Consider the following 16,987-nt stretch of genomic DNA (forward strand, 5'->3'; position numbering starts at 1 on the left):
TTTTTTTATTTATTATTTGGCTTTGAGAGTACAGCTTAAGATTACTTAAGTGTATAGGCTTAGAATAGATATTTTTTCGCATCCGTGTTTCTCCCGTAATTTCTTTTCTAGGAAATTAAAGTCAACAGACGAGTGGATTTTAAACCAGATATGAGGAGCATTGAGTGAGGATTTTAATGAAAAAGCTTTGTTTGTCTTTAGTGGCTTTAACCTGTTTCTTTCTGCTGAGTTTTGATAGTTATACATTCCTTAGTTTTCAAAAAAAAAACAGCTATGATTTTTAAGAGAGGAGCCATTCTTTTTTTCTTTTTGGTAAGTACTGTGGGCTTAGCACAACAGGAAAAAACAAAATCATTGTTTAGAGACAGTATCGATGGCAAACTAGATGTTAGTAATTTCCTGATTGAGGCAAATGGTTTTATACCTGTGGTTCAATTAATCACGGAGCCAGCATTGGGAGGAATAGGCGGCCTTTTAACACCAATATTTATACATCCAAATAAATATCAGGAAGAGGGAAAGTATGTAGCCCCTAATATTACAGCAGGATTTGCCGGGTATACTGCAAATGATAGTTGGTTTTTTGGAGGTATGAGAATAGCCTCTCTACCGAAGTATGGACTTAAATATAGAGTAGGAGGGGCATATGCCTCGGTGAACCTTGATTTTTACAGAGATATAGGTTCTAATAAGGATGTTGAATTTCCATTTAATTTTGAAACCTTTGGTTTCTTTGGATCCTTGACGAAAGAGATTGCGAACACCAATATCTACGCGGGACTGGAGTATTTATTTTTGAAAAATAATATTTCACCAGAATTTGCTTTCACCGCATTACCAGATTTTGTCACTGAGAAGGAGTTCAAAAATGTGCAAAGTAGTCCTGGGTTTATCATTGAGTATGATGTGAGGGATAACATTTTTACTCCCAACAAGGGAACTCTAATTACAACCAACTTTAGGGTAAACGCTGATTGGACAGGTAGTGATTTTGAATATCAAAATTTTAGCGCTTGGATTTTACAGTATTTTCAGACTACGGCAAAGTTGGTGAGCGGTTTTAGGCTAGAAACACAGCAGCAATTTGGTAAAGCACCATTTTATGTAGAACCGGGAATCAGCTTGCGTGGAGTACCTGCTGTTCGGTATCAAGGAACTTCTACATATTTGGCAGAAACCGAACAGAGGTATGATTTTACCATGCGGTGGAGTGGAGTTGCCTTTACTGGTATGGCAAAGGCAATTGCCGACAAGGAATCTTTCAAAACTGCGGAGCTGATTTATAATTATGGAGTTGGTTTAAGGTATTTACTGGCGCGCAAGTTTAATCTCAGGATGGGCATTGATGTAGGGTGGTCCAACAATGACTTTGGTTATTACATTGTGTTCGGCTCTGCTTGGAATAATCGTAGCTAAACGGTTTTTAGTATTTGTAAAAGAGCTCTAAGCCTTATGATTAAAAAATGAAGTCTTATTTCTTTCTGGACTGAAAGAAGTTTCCGTCAATCCTTTCTTACAAGTTTTTTATTGAAATGTTTTTTAACCTTTTGATAATATAAGGGTGATGTGAAATCAAAACAAAGTACTCTAAAATCTAGTTTTCAGAATACCGCTTTGTAACTTGCGGCTCTTTTTGAAAACACACAAAATGCAGATTTTGAAGGCTAAGAGCACACTTATTTTTTCAATTATTTGTTTAGTCACCAGCAATCTTTTTGGTCAGGGTGATGATAGTACGGTTGTTAAGAATCCCAACGCAGTACAGGCTAAGTACGGTAGTAAGGGTTTCGAATTCACCACAAATGATAATAGGTTTAAACTTCAAATTCAAAGTAGGTTGCAGTTTAGGTTTGCGACTCCCAGTGATCAGGATCCACAGACTTTTGATGATTATAGCGAAGACTATGAAAGTGTTTTTAAGATAAATAGAGCACGTTTTAAAATTGGAGGGCATGCTTTTCAACCGTGGTTAAAGTACTACTGGGAGTATGATGTTAGTCAGTCTAATTTACTTGACTTTAGATTAATGATCGAAAAGTGGGAGTGGCTGAATTTTAAAGTAGGTCAATGGAAAGTAGAGTTTACCAGAGAGCGTTTTATCAGCAGTGGCAAGCAGCAGATGGTAGATCGATCTATTTTAAATCGAGTCTTTACCGTAGATAGGCAGCAAGGTATAGAAGTATATGGCCGTCTGAAAGGTGATGGAATTGCTGACTTCAATTATTGGATAGGAACCTTCACAGGAACAGGTCTGGGAAATGGTTCCAATGATGACTCTCATTTAATGTATTTCGCTAGAGGGCAATGGAATTTTTTGGGAAGAGAAGTAAAGTTTGAAGGTAGTGATGTAGATATTAGTGAAAAGCCAGGAGGTATAATAGCGGTAGCTACCGTTAGCAATAGAAGTCCTTATACTCGTTTTTCCTCTGGTGGGGGTGGAAGCTTACCAGGCTTTGAGAACGGTGATGACGGACAGTACAGAGTAAATCAACTAAATATTGAAACAGCTTTTGTTTACAAAGGATTCAGCTGGCAATCCGAACTCCATCAAAAAGAAATTACCGACCGGTTGAGCAACGCTTCACCTGAGATATTGCATGGGTATTATGGACAGGCCGGGTACTTTTTTAATCAATTGATTGGGTGGTGGCCCAAACCACTTGAGCTCGCAGCACGTCATGCTGGTTATTTTCCCGACAGGGGGGCAAGTGATAGAATACAACATGAAACATCTTTAGCAGCCAATTGGTTTTTTGCAGGCCACAAAAATAAGCTCACTATGGAAATAAGTCGATTTGACGCGGAGGACTTAAACTTCGATTATCAAGAGCAATGGCGCTTTAGAATTCAGTGGGATATATCCATCTAAAACCCCTGCATCATTACCTTTTTTTGATTTACTCAGTCGCTGCTTCTACTTCTTTTTTTGGCTTTTTGGCAAAGAAGATATATAAAGCGGCAAGAAGGTTAATTCCCAATAGAATAATAAGGCCATATTGATTGAACCAGGCAATTACTGCTGCTGTATTATCTCTTATCCAAAAGAAAAAGATGATTCCCAGTACAATTCCAATAACCCCACTAATCGTATAGTTGCGAGTCATTTTTAGGCTTTGCATATTTCGAAGAAGCGCAGAGGAGGCAAAGGCAACTACTATTACTAAAATTAGTGTGAGTAAAAAGCTGAGGCTGGTGGGATTGATATCTACACCATGGGTAAACCACATTATAATATCCGAAAGAATAATTAGTCCAAGAGCAAAACCCCTCATGTATTTTCGTTTTTAGGTTGATGCTGCTAAAGTTATAAATACTTGCTTTACTTGTACATCATTGTGTTAAATATTCATGAGTATTTATAATTAAATGTGTTCATTATCCTACATAATTATATCCTTCTTGTAAGTTGTTGTAAAATTTAATTTTGATATTGTGAAGCATTATTCATGATGAATCATTTTCGCAATATGAAGTTTGTTTAACCAAAACCAATCATAATGAAATTTCTTGTCCCTTACGACTTTAGTGCTGTAACCAAAGCGGCCTTAGATTATTCCATAATGCTTTCAAAAAGCTTTCCTGGCGAAATAGAAGTGCTGCATATAATTGAAAGTGAAGATCAGCGGAAAGCTGCTGAGGACAAATTAGAACAGATTATCACTAATTTAAAAGTGAATTCAGGTACTGTTTTTACTCAAAAAGTAAGGGTAGGCAACATTCTCGAGGATATAAATATGGAAGCAAATGAGGGGCATGCTCAATTGCTAGTCATGGGAACTCATGGTTCACATGGTTTACAAAAACTACTTGGCTCAAATGCCATTAGGATAATTACTAATTCAAAAACACCTTTTGTAATTACTCAAAGTAAAGCAGCTGATGATATTAAAAACATTGTAATTCCGGTAGACTTGACCAAGGAAAGGATGCAAATACTTCGTTTTGCAACTTTGGCTGCAGCTAAGTTTAATGCAAGGGTGCACTTGGTTTGTAAAGCAGAAACGGATGAATTTTTATTGAATAAGCTCAACAACAATATTCAGCAGGCCAAATCTTTTTTAAGTAAAGAGGGGGTTTCTCATGAAGTACATTTGCTGGAGGGGAAAAAATCACTTCAGGATGAAGTAATGGATTATGGGTACGAGATTGGTACAGATCTTTTTGCCATTGCCCACTACCCAAAAGGTATTTTACCCCAGTTTGATTCCTTTTCGCAAGCAATGATCACCAATCCCAAAGAAGTACCGGTTTTGATTGTAAATGCTAGCGAAATAACAGGCGTGCGAGCTCAGTACTCATTTATTGGTATTTAGTTTATTAGCGTTATGTCTATTTCTAAAAAACCCGTTGGCGCCATAATTATTGGTGGAATATTTTTTCTGTTACCCGTGCTGGCCATCCTAGTGTTGGTCACCAGAGGGATTAAGATTTTATTGCCAGTCGGTAATAAGTTAGTAGATGTCTTAAACATTCATAGCCTTTTTGGGGCGGCCACCATCACCGTTGTTAGCTTAGTGTTGCTGCTTATTATTGCCTATTTGAGCGGTTTACTTTTAAGCAAAGGCTTTTTTAGAAGATGGAATAACGCTATTGAGGAGAAGCTCTTTCTCCTTTTTCCGAACGTGCAAATGCTGAAATATCAGATGATGGATGATACAGCGGCATTTTTGGATAAGAAGTGGGATGCTATTTTACTGGAGGAAGACGGCTCCTTTACCATAGCCTTTATAACTGATGAAAGCTATGGTAGCGTGCTATCTCTTTATATACCGGATGCACCAAGGATTGATGCAGGCGAGGTGCGTTATGTTAAACATTCAGCATGTACTTTTCATCCTATTTCTATGAAAATGGCAATGAAAGCACTAAGTCATTTTGGGAGAAATCAGGCGCTGACAGAGGAGATAGAAAGAATTATTGCAAAGGATAAGAAATAACTTATGCTTACTTTTTCTTCTCCTTGTCTTCCGGATACACAATAGGAAAAGTGGCTATAAGCTGAAAATTTGAATTTTTGGCAGGTGAGCTGGTAGCACCATCAAGCACATCAAAAAGCCCAAAAGTATAGCGTAGTCTAACGTCCATACCTTTTCCATCTACCGCTGGAAAAATGACGTATCCTACTTCAATAGGAATTCCCAGGTCAAACTTCTTTAGCTTGCTTTTTACATCTTGTCTAAGTTCAAGTTCATTACCATTATCAAGTACTATATCCGTTTGGTAATTGGCCTTGTTTAAAAAGCAGGCCTCAATACCTCCTGAGAAATAAAAGTGCTTCTTTGTTCGGTATTGAAGTAGCACGGGAAAGTCAAGATAGTTTAGGCGAACAAAACTTTCGACACTTGCAACAGACAGGTTTTGAATATCAGCAGGTAGGTCGAAAACAGGGTTTTTTACACTTTTTAGTCCTCTTGTAGAAAGAGCTTTAAATTCAGGAACTAAAAATAGTTGATCGGTAAGGCCAACATGCAAGCCTAGGCCGAAATTTGGGCCAATTCGCATATCGCCATCCACTTGGCTTATGTTACTGAAATTTAAACCAGCATCAAGGCTTAAATGCAAGTCAGGACGAGCAAGCTTATTACCAAAAAATAAAAGTATTAGAGCCGCTTGGGCTCCCATTTTGAAAAAGAAGCTCATTGACAAAAAGAGTGTCAAAGCGACCTTCATATGAAGCTTACTCATATTGAAAAATAATTAGCTAGCCCGAGCTGTTCGTTGAAGACTTTTCAAAACCTTGTCCTTATTTGGTGCTAAGTTTTCCTTGGCCCAATCCGTCCAATAGTGGTGTGATTCTAAAAATTTGATTTGAATACTTAGCCACTTATCCTTGTCTATATCTTGTCCATTTAAAACTAGTTCTTCGTAAAGTTTATTTGAAATGGTGTAATAATCATCACCTCCCAAATAATCTAAATCAGCATCGCAAAGTAATTTTTCAAGTTCTGTTTTTGGTGACTGAGGTACTTTTGTGGCCATTATCATGTTACAAACAATCTCAACTTGCTCTTCATTAAAATCAAATTTTGGAAGTAACCGTTTGGCATTTTTACAGCCTTCTTCCTCATGATTGGTATAAGAATTTAAAAAACCAGAATCGTGATAGGCTGCAGCTGTAAGCAAAAGCTTGAGGTCATCACCAGTAACCCCGGTTCGTGTGGCAGTGCGCTCCACACATTTTATCACAGAAAGTGTATGTTCCAAGCTATGGTATTTAAGGCGAGGAGGGATATTTCCTCTCATCTCATTAATAATGAAATCCATAGCAGATTGGTGTTCCATGTTCAATTACCTGATTGGTTAAAATCGGTTTTTTGGGTGTGTGCAGTTATTTCAAGTCTGTTTTTAAGAAGAAATTGGCATCACATTCAAAGCTAAAAATAGGATAAAATATGTTGGTAATGAAAACCTTATTGTATCAATCTGATATTATTTTTTTGAAGTAGAAGTATTTATGTGTGTTGGAAAGGTCATAAAGTTGGCCGCATATCGCTCAATACCATCCGTTGGTTCTGTACCGCAAAACACCAATTGTGCCTTTGGGAAACTCTCTAGAAGTCTATGAATATTAGTAAGTGTACTATGACGCATGAGTGATGTGGCATCATCAATTATCACATGTTTTATATCAATTGCATTGAGGCCTTCAATAGACATAAGTTCGGATAGCCTTTCTGGAACAGCTAAGACTATATCAGAGCCAAAATAGATTTCATCTTTTTGATCGAGAATATTCTTTTTGGTATTGATAGGAACAATACGCAGACTAGTGTGCCTGCAAATTTTAGAAAATAGCTCCTCCATTGCTTCTACTTTTTCGTTGGTTGGCACCAAATAAACTGAGCGGGGAACATCATCTTTTTCTTCTTCCAAAAGCTGTGCAAGGGCAATTGCCAAAGCTGTACTTTTTCCGCCTTCCTCATCCGCGTACGCCACTACATCGCCACCACTTTTTATTTGTCCAATTAGCTTTTTTTGAAATGGATTGGCTTTTTCAAGCTGCATTTCTTCAACTGCTTGCTGAACGGGAGGGTACATTTTTTTTAGAAACATGATGCTATGCTATTTTGCGCAAAGGTAGCGGGTGAGGGTATAAACAAAAAGAGAATCCAAGTTTATCCAAAAACTGATTTGGAAATGAAATGCCCGCTGTTGTAAAAACGAATTTTAGCAGCAGCGGGCAAAATGATAAATTAACGATTATTCTAAAATTTGTGAACCTTTTCAATCACGCTAAGAAGCACATTCAAGAATGACTCACCAAAAAGAATGGACCTTTCAGCCGACCAGCCATAAACTGGGTTTGGCAAATCATCATTGTCTTTAAAAGGCATTTCTAAAGTAAATGAAGGACACTTATAGCGGTGATTGATATTGTTGGAGCAAACCGTGAGGTTAGCCTCACCAGGCTTATCTTTATCATAGTGATGCGTATCCTGAAAATCGGGGCACAGCTGCATCCACACATTTTTAAAATTTTCTTCAAAATCATGCAGTTGCTGAGTATAACCAGGAACACCTTCTGAAGTAGTTACAAAATTGTAAGGAATGGCTTCATCACCGTGTACATCCAGCATAAAATCTACACCCACTTCATCCATTTTGGCAATGGTGTGAAATACTTCAGGACTTTTTTGTGCATCTGGCTCTAACCAAGCTCTGTTTAGGTTTTCACCAGCAGCATTTGCTCTAAGGTTTCCGCCAATAGATCCATCTGGGTTCATATTTGGAATAATGTAAAAACAGCAGTCTTCAAGTAACTTTCTAGAGACAGAGTCATCTTCATCCAAAAGCTTGATAAGTAAGCCTTCGATAAACCACTCAGCCATGCTTTCGCCTGGGTGCTGGCGGCCAATTACCCAAATGGCTTTCTTGCCTACATGTGGATCGCCAACTATAAGCATATCCATATCTCTACCTTCCACAGATAGTCCGATAACTTCTAAAGAGCAAAGTGGTGAAAGCTGCGCTTCATGCACCAAATTTTGATGCTGTTCGTAAGAGTATGGTGTGAAATACGCGAAGTAAATACTGTTGTGAATAGGCGTATAGTCAATGGTCAAAACACCATTTTCATATTTTGTTGGAACACGAAACCACTCCTGGCGGTCATAAGAAGCACAAGCTTCATAATTCTCCCAACCATCAGGAAAAGTACTTGCCCCGGCATTTAATATTTCAAACTTGCAAGCCTCTCCAAGCACATCAATTGCTCTAAAGTGAAACCACTGTAAAAAATCAGAGTTGGTGTCTTTGCGAAGATTCAGTTTGGCGTGGCCATTTTCGATGCTGGCTACTTCTATATTTCCACTGTCAAAGTTGGAAGAAATTCTCATGGTGATAAATTTTACGCGAAGATAATAGAGCTATAAGAAGGGAAGAGGGTGAGGCCAAAATAATGTCTGTACGCTGGAGTTAAATAATTATTACTTTTAAAGGAACTAAACAGCTAACTCAATGAAAAGACTAACCCTACTGCTTTCTTTTTTGTTTGCATCCTTTATGGCTTGCCATGGCCAATATGAACCTGCTCCTTCAAAGGATACAATTGAAGGATATTATACAGAGGGAGAAATAAGACGCTTTTTGTTGACCCAGGAAAAAGGAAGTCCCGTATGGAAATTGGCAAGACAATCCAGAACCAGTAATACAGTAGGGATTTCTACCGCTGTATTGGGAGCTACATTATTAGTAGCTGGAGGTATTGGCTTGGCGAGCGCAACACCTGAAAACGATAGCTTTGGTATTTTGGAGGTCGTATCTTATGCAACCATCGGGATAGGAGCAGTAAGCACCACTATAGGCACTTGGCAACTTGTAAGATCTCATCGTAAGCTCGAACAATCAAAAAAGCTTTATAAGCATAAATAATACATAAGGAGTCAAATTTAATCCTGAAGACATTAATATGATGAAAACTATAGCGCCATTATTAATATTTCTAATTTCAGGTTTCAGTAGTTGCTTCGGTCAATATGAACCAGCCACCCCGGATAGTACAATTGCAAAGGATTACACAGAGGTAGAGATAAGGCGTTTTTTGCTTACGCAAGAAAAAGGCACTCCAGTATGGGAATTAGCTAAACAGTCACAAGTTAGCCATAGTATGGGCGTTTTAGCAACCTTTGTTGGTACAGCCTTCATACTGTCAAATGCAGTGATCTTATCATCTGGTAGCTCTGATGGTTATTATGGTACTGACAACTCATTTTATTATACGGGAGTTGCTTTTGGAGTAGCCAATATAGGGGTTGCAGTATGGCAATTGTTAAGAGCAGATTTAAAATTACAGGAGGCAAAAAGACTTTATAAATATCAATAAATTTAACTATGAATCTCACACTTCAAAAATCAGGCGCACACCCCATTGTTCCGCTTGCTGCGGCAGCTTTTCTTATCACACTGCTTCTTTTCTTCATCGATGAAGGCAATTACAGTTTTGAAAACATCACCCACCCGGGTAATATCGTGGCCTTGTCCTTTTACTTTATGGGAATGATGCTGGCACAGAGTATTAGTTTGGCTGTTGCCGAAAGATTTATGGAGCGTTCAAAAGCCGTTCTTACTTCAATCATCATAGGAATTCCAGTCGGGGTAATGGCTACAATATTTTTCTTTTTAGCCTTGCGAGGCTGATGTTCCGCTAAGGTAGCCGCTGGTCCAGGCATGTTGAAAGTTAAAGCCACCGGTTACACCGTCCACATTTAGTACTTCCCCCGCCAGATAAAGGCCGGGGATTTTTTTTGCTTCAAAATTTTTGAGGTCAACTTCTTTTAAATTTACACCACCGCAGGTTACAAACTCCTCTTTAAAAGTCGTTTTGCCATTTACCTCAAAAGGACAGCGAACGAGCATTTCTATAAGCTTGTTAAACTGTTTTTTAGAAAGGTCTACATATCGTTTGTCCTCCTCAATTTCGGCCTTATGGCAAATGCGTTGCCACAGCCGTGAAGGTATTTCCAGCAACTGATTGGTGCTCACCACCTTTCTAGGATGTTGCTTCTTATAATCATTCAGGACGGTGCGAGTAGCTTCTTCGTCCAATCCTATCCAGTTTATTAAAATGGGGAATTGGTAGCTTTTGTCAAAAAGATCAATAGCTGCCCAGGCGGAAAGCTTGATGACGGCCGGAGCACTAAAGCCCCAATGCGTGATCAAAATTGGGCCATCTTGTTTCCACTTTGTCCCTGGGATTTGCACGTAGCCCTTGTTTACCGATAGGCCCAGCAAATCTTTCAGGTCGCTATCGGGTACGTTGAAAGTAAATAGTGAAGGAATGGGACGCTCGATTTTTAGTCCAAGCTGTTTTAGCCAATCATAGCCGCTGGCTTTATTTTGACCCCCCGTTGTTACAATTACTTTTTTGCAGTTTATATGTGCACCACTTTTTAGCTTTAAGCTAAAACCTTCCTCCTTCTTGATGATTTTTGTAACCTCGCTTTTCAGCTCAATAGTTACATCGTTTCTTTTGGCTTCCGCAAAAAGACAGTTTATGATGGTTTGCGAATCATCGGTTGTTGGGAATATGCGTCCATCTTCTTCCACTTTAAGTTTTACTCCTCGCTTTTCAAACCATTCGCGAGTTTGCTGGGTACCAAATATTTCAAAGGGCTTGCGAAGGCTTCTTCCTCCGCGCGGGTAGTGATTTATGAGCTGTGCTGCATAGTCACAATCATGCGTTACGTTGCAACGGCCCCCACCACTCACTTTTACTTTACTTAGTAGTTTATTGGTTTTTTCAAGCAATACTACTTTTTGCTTAGTACCCTTGGCAGCGTGTATGGCGGCAAAAAAACCAGCCGCACCGCCTCCAATCACCACAATGTCATAATCTGTTTGCAACATGCCGCGAAGGTAAGGCTTGGGGGTGATTGTTAATTGGATAATTGAGCAGGTATTGTAAGACGTCTTAAATTTCTAAGTTCACCGATTATAAGGTAAATTGTTGGAGGATTGAGAAATGGCCTTTCGCCTATGTGGGTTTACAAACAGGCAGATGGTTATAGATAGAATTTGTGATGGTTTAAAGATTGACAATGTTTGGGTTATTTAAGAAAAAATGGTTTTGGATAGTATGGTTAGCCCTAGCCTTGACAGGGGGAGTAGTTGGATACTTTGGGAGTGAGTACCAAAGCGAAAGAATAGAGAATGCTGAGTTAGTTGAATTACAAGATTATTACAATCCAGATAGACCGCGCATTCATGGAATAAAGGACACAACTCTTGTTGATGAGTACATAAAATTTGAAAAGGACACCAATTATCCGAAAGCATTAAAATTCAGTAGCGAGACGATTCCTATTAATCAAAAGCTGTATGCCATTGACTGGACAAGTGACAGTCTTTTAGTTCTAATAGGCAGACAAAATTCAAACCCAACAGTGGCAGACCCTCGATGGACTGAGCTCTGGGTATGGAAAAATCATGTAAAGAAGAGATAAAATACACTCAGCTAACACCTCAGCGAAATAATATTTAAGTCATTTTAAAATCTGTATTTTTAAAACAGCCAAAAACCAACCGCTGTGTATTTCAAACTTAACCACCGTATTATTTTCATCTTTTTATTCTCGGGAATGTCTACTGCTTTTGCTCAGGCAGATGATATTTTGGCGAAAGCCACCACCTGCTATGTAGAAAAGCAAACAGATTGTAAATCGGTCTTGAATGAGGCCATGAGAGTAGCGAAGTCTGAAATGAGCGATAGTGCTTACTTATCCTGGATTGGCAAAAACGCGCAAAATCTAGCAAACAAGGGAATGTTTGTACCAGCAAAAATACTGGCCCACCAGAGGTATAGGGAGTTTCAGAAAGGACAGGATAGTGCTAAAATTGGAAAAGCACTTTTGAGGTTAGGTGCTTATCATTTGTATTCTGGAGAGTTGGACTCTTCGCTTTTTTATCACCAAAAATCATTGGAGTGGTATACGCTGCTTCAAGATTCCATAAGAATAGGATTCGGGTATATTAATGTTGGTCTGTCATTCAAAGAGCTTGGTATATACCCGGAGGCTTTTGACAGCTACACCAAGGCATTGAAGCTGTATCAAACTTTAGGTGAGGAAGGATATGAGGCAAGGGTTTATAGCGAACTGGCCTCACTTTCGGCTATGACCGGGGAAGTAGATAAGGCCATTAGCTACAACAAAAAGGCAGCGGACTTTTACAATGACAATGAGGATCAACATACCTATGCCTATATCCTTACCAATCTGGCTAATGACTTGATTTATACTTTGAGGGAAGATACTGCTGAAGCATTGTTGAAGACAGCAATTTCAATTTTTGATGAAGAACAGGACAATAATTTACTGATGAACGCTGAGGCGCAATTAGGTCGGGTGAAATATCATCAAGGGCAATACGATTCGGCCATTACGCTTTTTGAAAGGTCAAATAGTAGAGCAATGGAGGGATCTTTTCTGGCACAACAGGCCTACAATGCGGAGTTTCTTTCTACGTGCTATAGCGAGTTAAAAAACTATAATAAGGCTATTGAATATGCCCGAAAATCTTATGAATACAATCAGCAGATAGGCTACAATGAGGAGTATGGTCATTCTTTGATGGCATTGTATGAGGTTTACAAAAGAGACGAGCAACCTGATTCTGCGATTAAGTATTTGGAGTTGTACCATGCAGTAAAAGACAGCCTTTTTGGTATGGCTAGTGCTAATCAACTGAATGAGCTCAAGGTAAAATATGAAACCGAGCTAAAGGAAGAGCGACTTAATGCTCAGCAGGCGGATATTGACTTATTGAAAACTAAGTCGGCAAATCAGCGTATACGAACCATTGCCCTTGGGGTGGGTATATTTTTGGTTTTGATTATTGCTATTATGATCCTTAAAAGTCAAAACACAAAAATAGAGCACCATCGAAGTATTGCTGAAAAAAAGGAGGAACTACATAAAGTAGAAATGGACAGGCAATCAGCACAGCAGGAGCAGCTGCTGATAAAGCTGGAAAACAAAAAGCGGGAGCTTACCAATCAGGCTTTGCTGATAGCTGAGAAAAATGAAATGCTGCGTTCATTTAAAGAGCAACTAGAAGAAATTTCTGAAAAGGCAGAAGAAAATACGGCCATGAATGGACTGGTTCGTAAAATACAGCGAGCAGAAACTAAGACTGAGGATTGGGATAAGTTTATGCATATATTTGAAGATGTACACCCTGCATTTATCAAAATTATGCAAACCAAGTTTGGAAACCTTACGGCAAATGATATCCGACTTTCTGCTTTGATGCGAATGAATTTTTCGAGTAAAGAGATGGCCAATATCCTTCACATTTCTGCTGATGGCTTGAAAAAGGCGCGATACAGATTGCGTAAAAAGCTGGGGCTTCCGTCAGATGAAAACCTACAAGAATACATTGTAAAGCTGTAATACCTGAATTCAGGTATTATTGGGGCTGTCCACCTTTTGTCCACCCTGTTTTTTTGGTGTTGAAGCGATATGGGGCAACCTTTATGCTATAAACCAAAATACCCGTTTGCCATGCTAAAAAGATTATTAGTAGCCACATTTTGTGCTCTGCTCATTGTGATGAGCTGTAAAAAGGACAAAGACGACCCCATGAAGCAAAATTCGGCTTCTGAAACTTTTGAAAGTGTAATAGAAGAAGGAGGAACATTTACGCCAGTTCAAAAATCTACAATAGTAGTAGATTCATCCAGTAGTGAAAAAACAGAGGATGGCCAGCGCTGGAGATGCACTACCACAACCTATGATGCCAAAGATGGCGCTGGTGGTGATGGCGGTTTTCCGATGTTTAATCCCAATGCCAACGTGATTTATCCTGGTAGCCTTTTGCAGGGAAGTTCTTTGCGCAAAGCCACACCAGATGTAATAGCTGTCGATAGAGCAGGTGGAACAATTTCGTACGACATTATTGATGGAAATGACCAATCTTCCTTTACCGTAGATGAGGTGAAAAAGAGTTCCATTACCGATGCGATGAACGCGATTATTGGGCAATCATCAGGTGTTATTCCTGCTAACTTCAATTTTACTTATAAGAATATTCAAAGTCGTCAGCAGTTTGCTTTAGCTGTGCAGGCTGATTATGAAAATGCCTTTTTGGAGCTGGAAGGCTACCTAAATCTCAATACTGATAAATCGTATTCTTCCTACCTAGTTCAACTTAATCAAAGCTACTACACCATGAGCTTTGACATCCCCACGAGCAAGGATCAGCTTTTTGCTGAAAATGTAACTCCTGAAGATTTAGCGAAATATGTAGGTCCAGGAAATCCGGCAACTTATGTTTCGGATGTTACCTACGGACGCACCTATTATATGTTGATTGAATCTACCGCTTCATCTTTTGATTTGGAGGCGGGTATCAGAGGTTCATTCAGTGCCATAGCCAGTAGTGGTGGCGGAAGTGTAGATGCCAGCTATCTGAGTACTCTCAGCAACTTAAAAATACAGGTATTTGCCTACGGTGGTGAAGCTTCGGCTACTTTAAGAACAGTGGTTGACGCGAGTACTTTGGACAGTTTGGTGAATAAACTGGCCAGTGCGGGAGATATCCGCAGTGGAAAGCCAGTGAGCTATGTGGTGCGAAGTGTTCATGATAACAGAGTTGTAGCTGTGCAGCTTGCCAATCAATATGATGTGACCAACTGTGTGCCTATAGGCAGCGGAAACACGCCACCAGCAGCCACTTCACATTGGGAAGGTATTGTGGAAGATTTTGGAGCCATAGGGGCAGCTGTAAACATGCGCTACAATAGGATTGCCCTTTTTAACAAAGCCGGAAACCGCTATTTGGTGAGTGAAGATAATAACACACTAACAGGTCCTTATGAGTTGAGCGATTTAGGAGACGGGCAGATTGATTTAACCTCAGTAGGAGCTGGTGGTGTACATAGAACACCTACCGTTACTGGAGGGGTTTATTTTTTCAATCTTAATGGAAACGCTTTTCAGGAAATGGCCGGGGCTACAAGTTTTAGTAACACTTCAGTAAAAAATATAGGTTCATTTCACGGAGGAGGATGTCCATTCAATGCGCAGGGAATCTCAGGGATGGCCTCCATTAATGTGGTGTCTTATAATTCGCATGGGGTTGTGGTAATTAATAAAGAAGGAGATGAGTATTCTATTTATAATACCCAAAGCAAACAATGGCAGGCAGCCCATACCATTGCAGGTTCGGGGCTGGAGGTAAATGGAAATAAGGCACCATTTACTGCTTTTGGTGCAGCTTGCTATATGCGAATAGGCACGATTGACTACACGGTTTTCTTTAATAAACAAGGAACGCAGTATAGCCTGTGGGAGAAAGTGGATGGATTTTCACCAGCGTATGACCTTTAAAATTTGAAATCATGAAAAAGATTACCATAGTATTTTGTCTTGTTATTATGCACTTTAGCCTCCTTTCACAGGAAGGGGAGCTTGATATTTCATTTAATGGAAATGGAAAATTTATACATGAAGATAAGAGCTCGGATGAACAGATTTTTGGAGTAGCGCTGCAAGGTGATGGAAAGATCCTGATAGTAGGACCATCAGGAAATTCAGGAAAGAGTGAAACCTACATTTTCCGGTTGGATAATAATGGTAACCCAGATCCAAAGTTTGGAAGTCAAGGCCAGGTAATAACGGATTTTGGAACAGACTATACCTATGGAGCGGCTGTTGCTGCTCAGGGAGACGGGAAAATTCTTATTGCCGGATATGCTGAAGAAGGTGATGATAATGGTGTGGGTTTACAGCGGCTTATGACTGACGGGACGCCTGATTATAGTTTTGGTGACAGTAGTATAGTGTTCTTTCCCATGGATGGATTTTCACATAATTTCAATTATGTGGGAGTTCAGGCTAATGGAAAAATAATTGTTGGTGGTCGTTATTCAGATGGTGGAAATAGGCCGGTTTTATTGAGGTTTCAAAGTAATGGCATGCCTGACTATAATTTCGGAGACTCGGCAGTGGCAGTAATTATCAATCCAACGAGCACCATTTATGCATACAAATATGTGATGAAACCCACAGGTGAGATTGTTGGGGTTGGAGAAACGTATGTCAACAGCCAGCAGACTTTTGCTCTGGTACAATTTACTACCAATGGCCAACCCGATGTTAGTTTTGGTAGTAATGGCGTGTTGATTATAAACTTTACCGAAAAGGCCTCTGCAAGAGGAGTGGCGGTGCAAGCTGATGGTAAGATAGTAGCGGTTGGCTACGTGGAAGATGGAAATAGCCACGACAATTTCGCTTTGGCTCGGGTATTTCCCGATGGCACCCTTGATCAGAATTTTGGCGTAAATGGTAAGACATCTGCTGCTTTGCTTAATGATGATGCTGATGCCAGCGCTGTAGCTATTTTGGGTGATGGAAAAATAATTGTAGCCGGCACCGTAGATGGGATTTGGAATCGTGACTTTGCGGTAGCTCGGTTTAGCTCTACAGGAAAACTCGATAAGTCATTTAGCCTGGATGGCTATTCCACAAAAAATATGGGCACCGGTAATGATTATGTGCATAACGCAGTATTACAACCCAACGGCAGGTTGGTAGTAGTTGGCTCAAGCTATAATACTTATAATAGTGGTAGCAGTAGTTCTAGTTATGATTTTGCAGCAGCTCGGTTTCTTGCTGGAGAAAATACTTTTTCAGAATTTGAAAATGACTTGACAGAAATTTCAGTTTACCCTAATCCGGCAAGTAGCGTCCTGAATATTGAAATGGAAGACCAATTTGGGGATTACGAACTTGAACTAGTTGATGTAACCGGAAAAATCTGCAATCAAATGTCTTTAATAGGCTCCGGAACGATGGAGGTGAGCACTTTAAATTCAGGGCTTTACATACTGAGGGTTTATAAGAATGGTATTCCGAGAGGAAGTAGGAAGGTGATGGTGGAATAGTTGTTTTAGGAAAAAAGTCCACCCTCACCCTTCGGGCACTCCCGCCAGCGGGAGATACGTTGAGCATGTCCTCCGCTGGCGGAGGTGCTGAGGAACGAAGCGGAG

The 16,987-nt window shown here is 39.7% G+C and carries 17 protein-coding genes; 11 read left to right on the forward strand and 6 right to left on the reverse strand.

Annotated elements, in window-relative coordinates; genetic code table 11:
* The first annotated feature begins 273 nt into the window (after positions 1–273).
* Together OWEHO_RS00245 and OWEHO_RS00250 are read left to right on the forward strand one after the other, a co-directional pair.
* Positions 274–1,416 carry a BamA/TamA family outer membrane protein gene (locus OWEHO_RS00245; RefSeq protein ID WP_014200437.1) on the forward strand — a complete coding sequence of 381 codons (1,143 nt, stop codon included), beginning with the start codon at positions 274–276 and terminating at the stop codon, positions 1,414–1,416.
* A 232-nt stretch (positions 1,417–1,648) separates the two neighbouring features.
* Positions 1,649–2,869, forward strand: a complete 1,221-nt coding sequence (locus OWEHO_RS00250) for an OprO/OprP family phosphate-selective porin (protein ID WP_014200438.1) — start codon at positions 1,649–1,651, stop codon at positions 2,867–2,869.
* Positions 2,870–2,897: 28 nt separating this feature from the next.
* On the opposite strand, the gene OWEHO_RS00255 is transcribed toward OWEHO_RS00250, so the two are convergent.
* The gene (locus OWEHO_RS00255) at positions 2,898–3,272 is read right to left on the reverse strand and encodes a hypothetical protein (RefSeq protein WP_014200439.1); all 375 of its coding nucleotides are present in this window, start codon (positions 3,270–3,272) and stop codon (positions 2,898–2,900) included.
* A gap of 225 nt (positions 3,273–3,497) precedes the next feature.
* Here OWEHO_RS00255 and OWEHO_RS00260 point away from each other — a divergent pair, with 225 nt between their 5' ends.
* Both OWEHO_RS00260 and OWEHO_RS00265 read left to right on the forward strand, forming a co-directional pair.
* Positions 3,498–4,313, forward strand: a complete 816-nt coding sequence (locus tag OWEHO_RS00260) for a universal stress protein (protein ID WP_014200440.1) — start codon at positions 3,498–3,500, stop codon at positions 4,311–4,313.
* A gap of 12 nt (positions 4,314–4,325) precedes the next feature.
* A complete protein-coding gene (locus OWEHO_RS00265; RefSeq protein ID WP_014200441.1) occupies positions 4,326–4,937 on the forward strand; it encodes a DUF502 domain-containing protein in 612 nt (203 codons plus the stop codon).
* A 7-nt stretch (positions 4,938–4,944) separates the two neighbouring features.
* Here the strand turns inward: OWEHO_RS00265 and OWEHO_RS00270 are convergent, their stop codons facing one another.
* From OWEHO_RS00270 to OWEHO_RS00285, 4 genes are all read right to left on the reverse strand, one after another.
* Positions 4,945–5,685, reverse strand: a complete 741-nt coding sequence (locus OWEHO_RS00270; RefSeq protein WP_083827954.1) for a porin family protein — start codon at positions 5,683–5,685, stop codon at positions 4,945–4,947.
* Between the two features lie 12 nt (positions 5,686–5,697).
* Positions 5,698–6,264, reverse strand: coding sequence for an HD domain-containing protein (locus tag OWEHO_RS00275; RefSeq protein ID WP_169312743.1), 567 nt, complete (start codon positions 6,262–6,264; stop codon positions 5,698–5,700).
* Between the two features lie 165 nt (positions 6,265–6,429).
* Positions 6,430–7,053 carry a DEAD/DEAH box helicase family protein gene (locus OWEHO_RS00280; RefSeq protein WP_014200444.1) on the reverse strand — a complete coding sequence of 208 codons (624 nt, stop codon included), beginning with the start codon at positions 7,051–7,053 and terminating at the stop codon, positions 6,430–6,432.
* Between the two features lie 152 nt (positions 7,054–7,205).
* Positions 7,206–8,336: a M14 family metallopeptidase gene (locus tag OWEHO_RS00285; RefSeq protein WP_014200445.1), complete on the reverse strand. Its 1,131-nt coding sequence runs from the start codon at positions 8,334–8,336 to the stop codon at positions 7,206–7,208.
* Between the two features lie 121 nt (positions 8,337–8,457).
* Here OWEHO_RS00285 and OWEHO_RS00290 point away from each other — a divergent pair, with 121 nt between their 5' ends.
* From OWEHO_RS00290 to OWEHO_RS00300, 3 genes are read left to right on the forward strand one after another with little or no spacing between them, the layout of a single operon-like run.
* Positions 8,458–8,871, forward strand: a complete 414-nt coding sequence (locus OWEHO_RS00290) for a hypothetical protein (RefSeq protein ID WP_014200446.1) — start codon at positions 8,458–8,460, stop codon at positions 8,869–8,871.
* A gap of 37 nt (positions 8,872–8,908) precedes the next feature.
* Positions 8,909–9,322: a hypothetical protein gene (locus tag OWEHO_RS00295; RefSeq protein ID WP_014200447.1), complete on the forward strand. Its 414-nt coding sequence runs from the start codon at positions 8,909–8,911 to the stop codon at positions 9,320–9,322.
* A gap of 8 nt (positions 9,323–9,330) precedes the next feature.
* A complete protein-coding gene (locus OWEHO_RS00300; protein ID WP_014200448.1) occupies positions 9,331–9,636 on the forward strand; it encodes a hypothetical protein in 306 nt (101 codons plus the stop codon).
* Here OWEHO_RS00300 and OWEHO_RS00305 read toward each other — a convergent pair.
* Entirely contained in the window at positions 9,619–10,845 is a 1,227-nt protein-coding gene (locus OWEHO_RS00305) for a BaiN/RdsA family NAD(P)/FAD-dependent oxidoreductase (RefSeq protein ID WP_014200449.1), read from the reverse strand. The two genes, OWEHO_RS00300 and OWEHO_RS00305, sit on opposite strands and share 18 nt — an antisense overlap.
* A 191-nt stretch (positions 10,846–11,036) precedes the next feature.
* On the opposite strand from OWEHO_RS00305, the gene OWEHO_RS00310 reads away from it, so the two are divergent.
* From OWEHO_RS00310 to OWEHO_RS00325, 4 genes are all read left to right on the forward strand, one after another.
* Positions 11,037–11,441, forward strand: coding sequence for a hypothetical protein (locus OWEHO_RS00310; RefSeq protein ID WP_014200450.1), 405 nt, complete (start codon positions 11,037–11,039; stop codon positions 11,439–11,441).
* A gap of 84 nt (positions 11,442–11,525) precedes the next feature.
* Entirely contained in the window at positions 11,526–13,388 is a 1,863-nt protein-coding gene (locus tag OWEHO_RS00315) for a tetratricopeptide repeat protein (RefSeq protein ID WP_014200451.1), read from the forward strand.
* A 111-nt stretch (positions 13,389–13,499) separates the two neighbouring features.
* Positions 13,500–15,326, forward strand: coding sequence for a thiol-activated cytolysin family protein (locus tag OWEHO_RS00320; RefSeq protein ID WP_014200452.1), 1,827 nt, complete (start codon positions 13,500–13,502; stop codon positions 15,324–15,326).
* Positions 15,327–15,337: 11 nt separating this feature from the next.
* Positions 15,338–16,882 carry a T9SS type A sorting domain-containing protein gene (locus tag OWEHO_RS00325; RefSeq protein ID WP_014200453.1) on the forward strand — a complete coding sequence of 515 codons (1,545 nt, stop codon included), beginning with the start codon at positions 15,338–15,340 and terminating at the stop codon, positions 16,880–16,882.
* The last annotated feature ends 105 nt before the right edge of the window (positions 16,883–16,987 follow it).

The sequence above is a fragment of the Owenweeksia hongkongensis DSM 17368 genome (genome assembly GCF_000236705.1).
GTDB lineage: Bacteria > Bacteroidota > Bacteroidia > Flavobacteriales > Schleiferiaceae > Owenweeksia > Owenweeksia hongkongensis.

What these genes read in the sequence shown, in the direction of transcription:
- OWEHO_RS00245 (WP_014200437.1), top strand. Translation starts at nt 274, where the DNA reads ATGATTTTTAAGAGAGGAGCCATTCTTTTTTTCTTTTTGGTAAGTACT.
- OWEHO_RS00250 (WP_014200438.1), top strand. Translation starts at nt 1,649, where the DNA reads ATGCAGATTTTGAAGGCTAAGAGCACACTTATTTTTTCAATTATTTGT.
- OWEHO_RS00255 (WP_014200439.1), bottom strand. Translation starts at nt 3,272, where the DNA reads ATGAGGGGTTTTGCTCTTGGACTAATTATTCTTTCGGATATTATAATG.
- OWEHO_RS00260 (WP_014200440.1), top strand. Translation starts at nt 3,498, where the DNA reads ATGAAATTTCTTGTCCCTTACGACTTTAGTGCTGTAACCAAAGCGGCC.
- OWEHO_RS00265 (WP_014200441.1), top strand. Translation starts at nt 4,326, where the DNA reads ATGTCTATTTCTAAAAAACCCGTTGGCGCCATAATTATTGGTGGAATA.
- OWEHO_RS00270 (WP_083827954.1), bottom strand. Translation starts at nt 5,685, where the DNA reads ATGAGTAAGCTTCATATGAAGGTCGCTTTGACACTCTTTTTGTCAATG.
- OWEHO_RS00275 (WP_169312743.1), bottom strand. Translation starts at nt 6,264, where the DNA reads ATGGATTTCATTATTAATGAGATGAGAGGAAATATCCCTCCTCGCCTT.
- OWEHO_RS00280 (WP_014200444.1), bottom strand. Translation starts at nt 7,053, where the DNA reads ATGTTTCTAAAAAAAATGTACCCTCCCGTTCAGCAAGCAGTTGAAGAA.
- OWEHO_RS00285 (WP_014200445.1), bottom strand. Translation starts at nt 8,336, where the DNA reads ATGAGAATTTCTTCCAACTTTGACAGTGGAAATATAGAAGTAGCCAGC.
- OWEHO_RS00290 (WP_014200446.1), top strand. Translation starts at nt 8,458, where the DNA reads ATGAAAAGACTAACCCTACTGCTTTCTTTTTTGTTTGCATCCTTTATG.
- OWEHO_RS00295 (WP_014200447.1), top strand. Translation starts at nt 8,909, where the DNA reads ATGATGAAAACTATAGCGCCATTATTAATATTTCTAATTTCAGGTTTC.
- OWEHO_RS00300 (WP_014200448.1), top strand. Translation starts at nt 9,331, where the DNA reads ATGAATCTCACACTTCAAAAATCAGGCGCACACCCCATTGTTCCGCTT.
- OWEHO_RS00305 (WP_014200449.1), bottom strand. Translation starts at nt 10,845, where the DNA reads ATGTTGCAAACAGATTATGACATTGTGGTGATTGGAGGCGGTGCGGCT.
- OWEHO_RS00310 (WP_014200450.1), top strand. Translation starts at nt 11,037, where the DNA reads ATGTTTGGGTTATTTAAGAAAAAATGGTTTTGGATAGTATGGTTAGCC.
- OWEHO_RS00320 (WP_014200452.1), top strand. Translation starts at nt 13,500, where the DNA reads ATGCTAAAAAGATTATTAGTAGCCACATTTTGTGCTCTGCTCATTGTG.
- OWEHO_RS00325 (WP_014200453.1), top strand. Translation starts at nt 15,338, where the DNA reads ATGAAAAAGATTACCATAGTATTTTGTCTTGTTATTATGCACTTTAGC.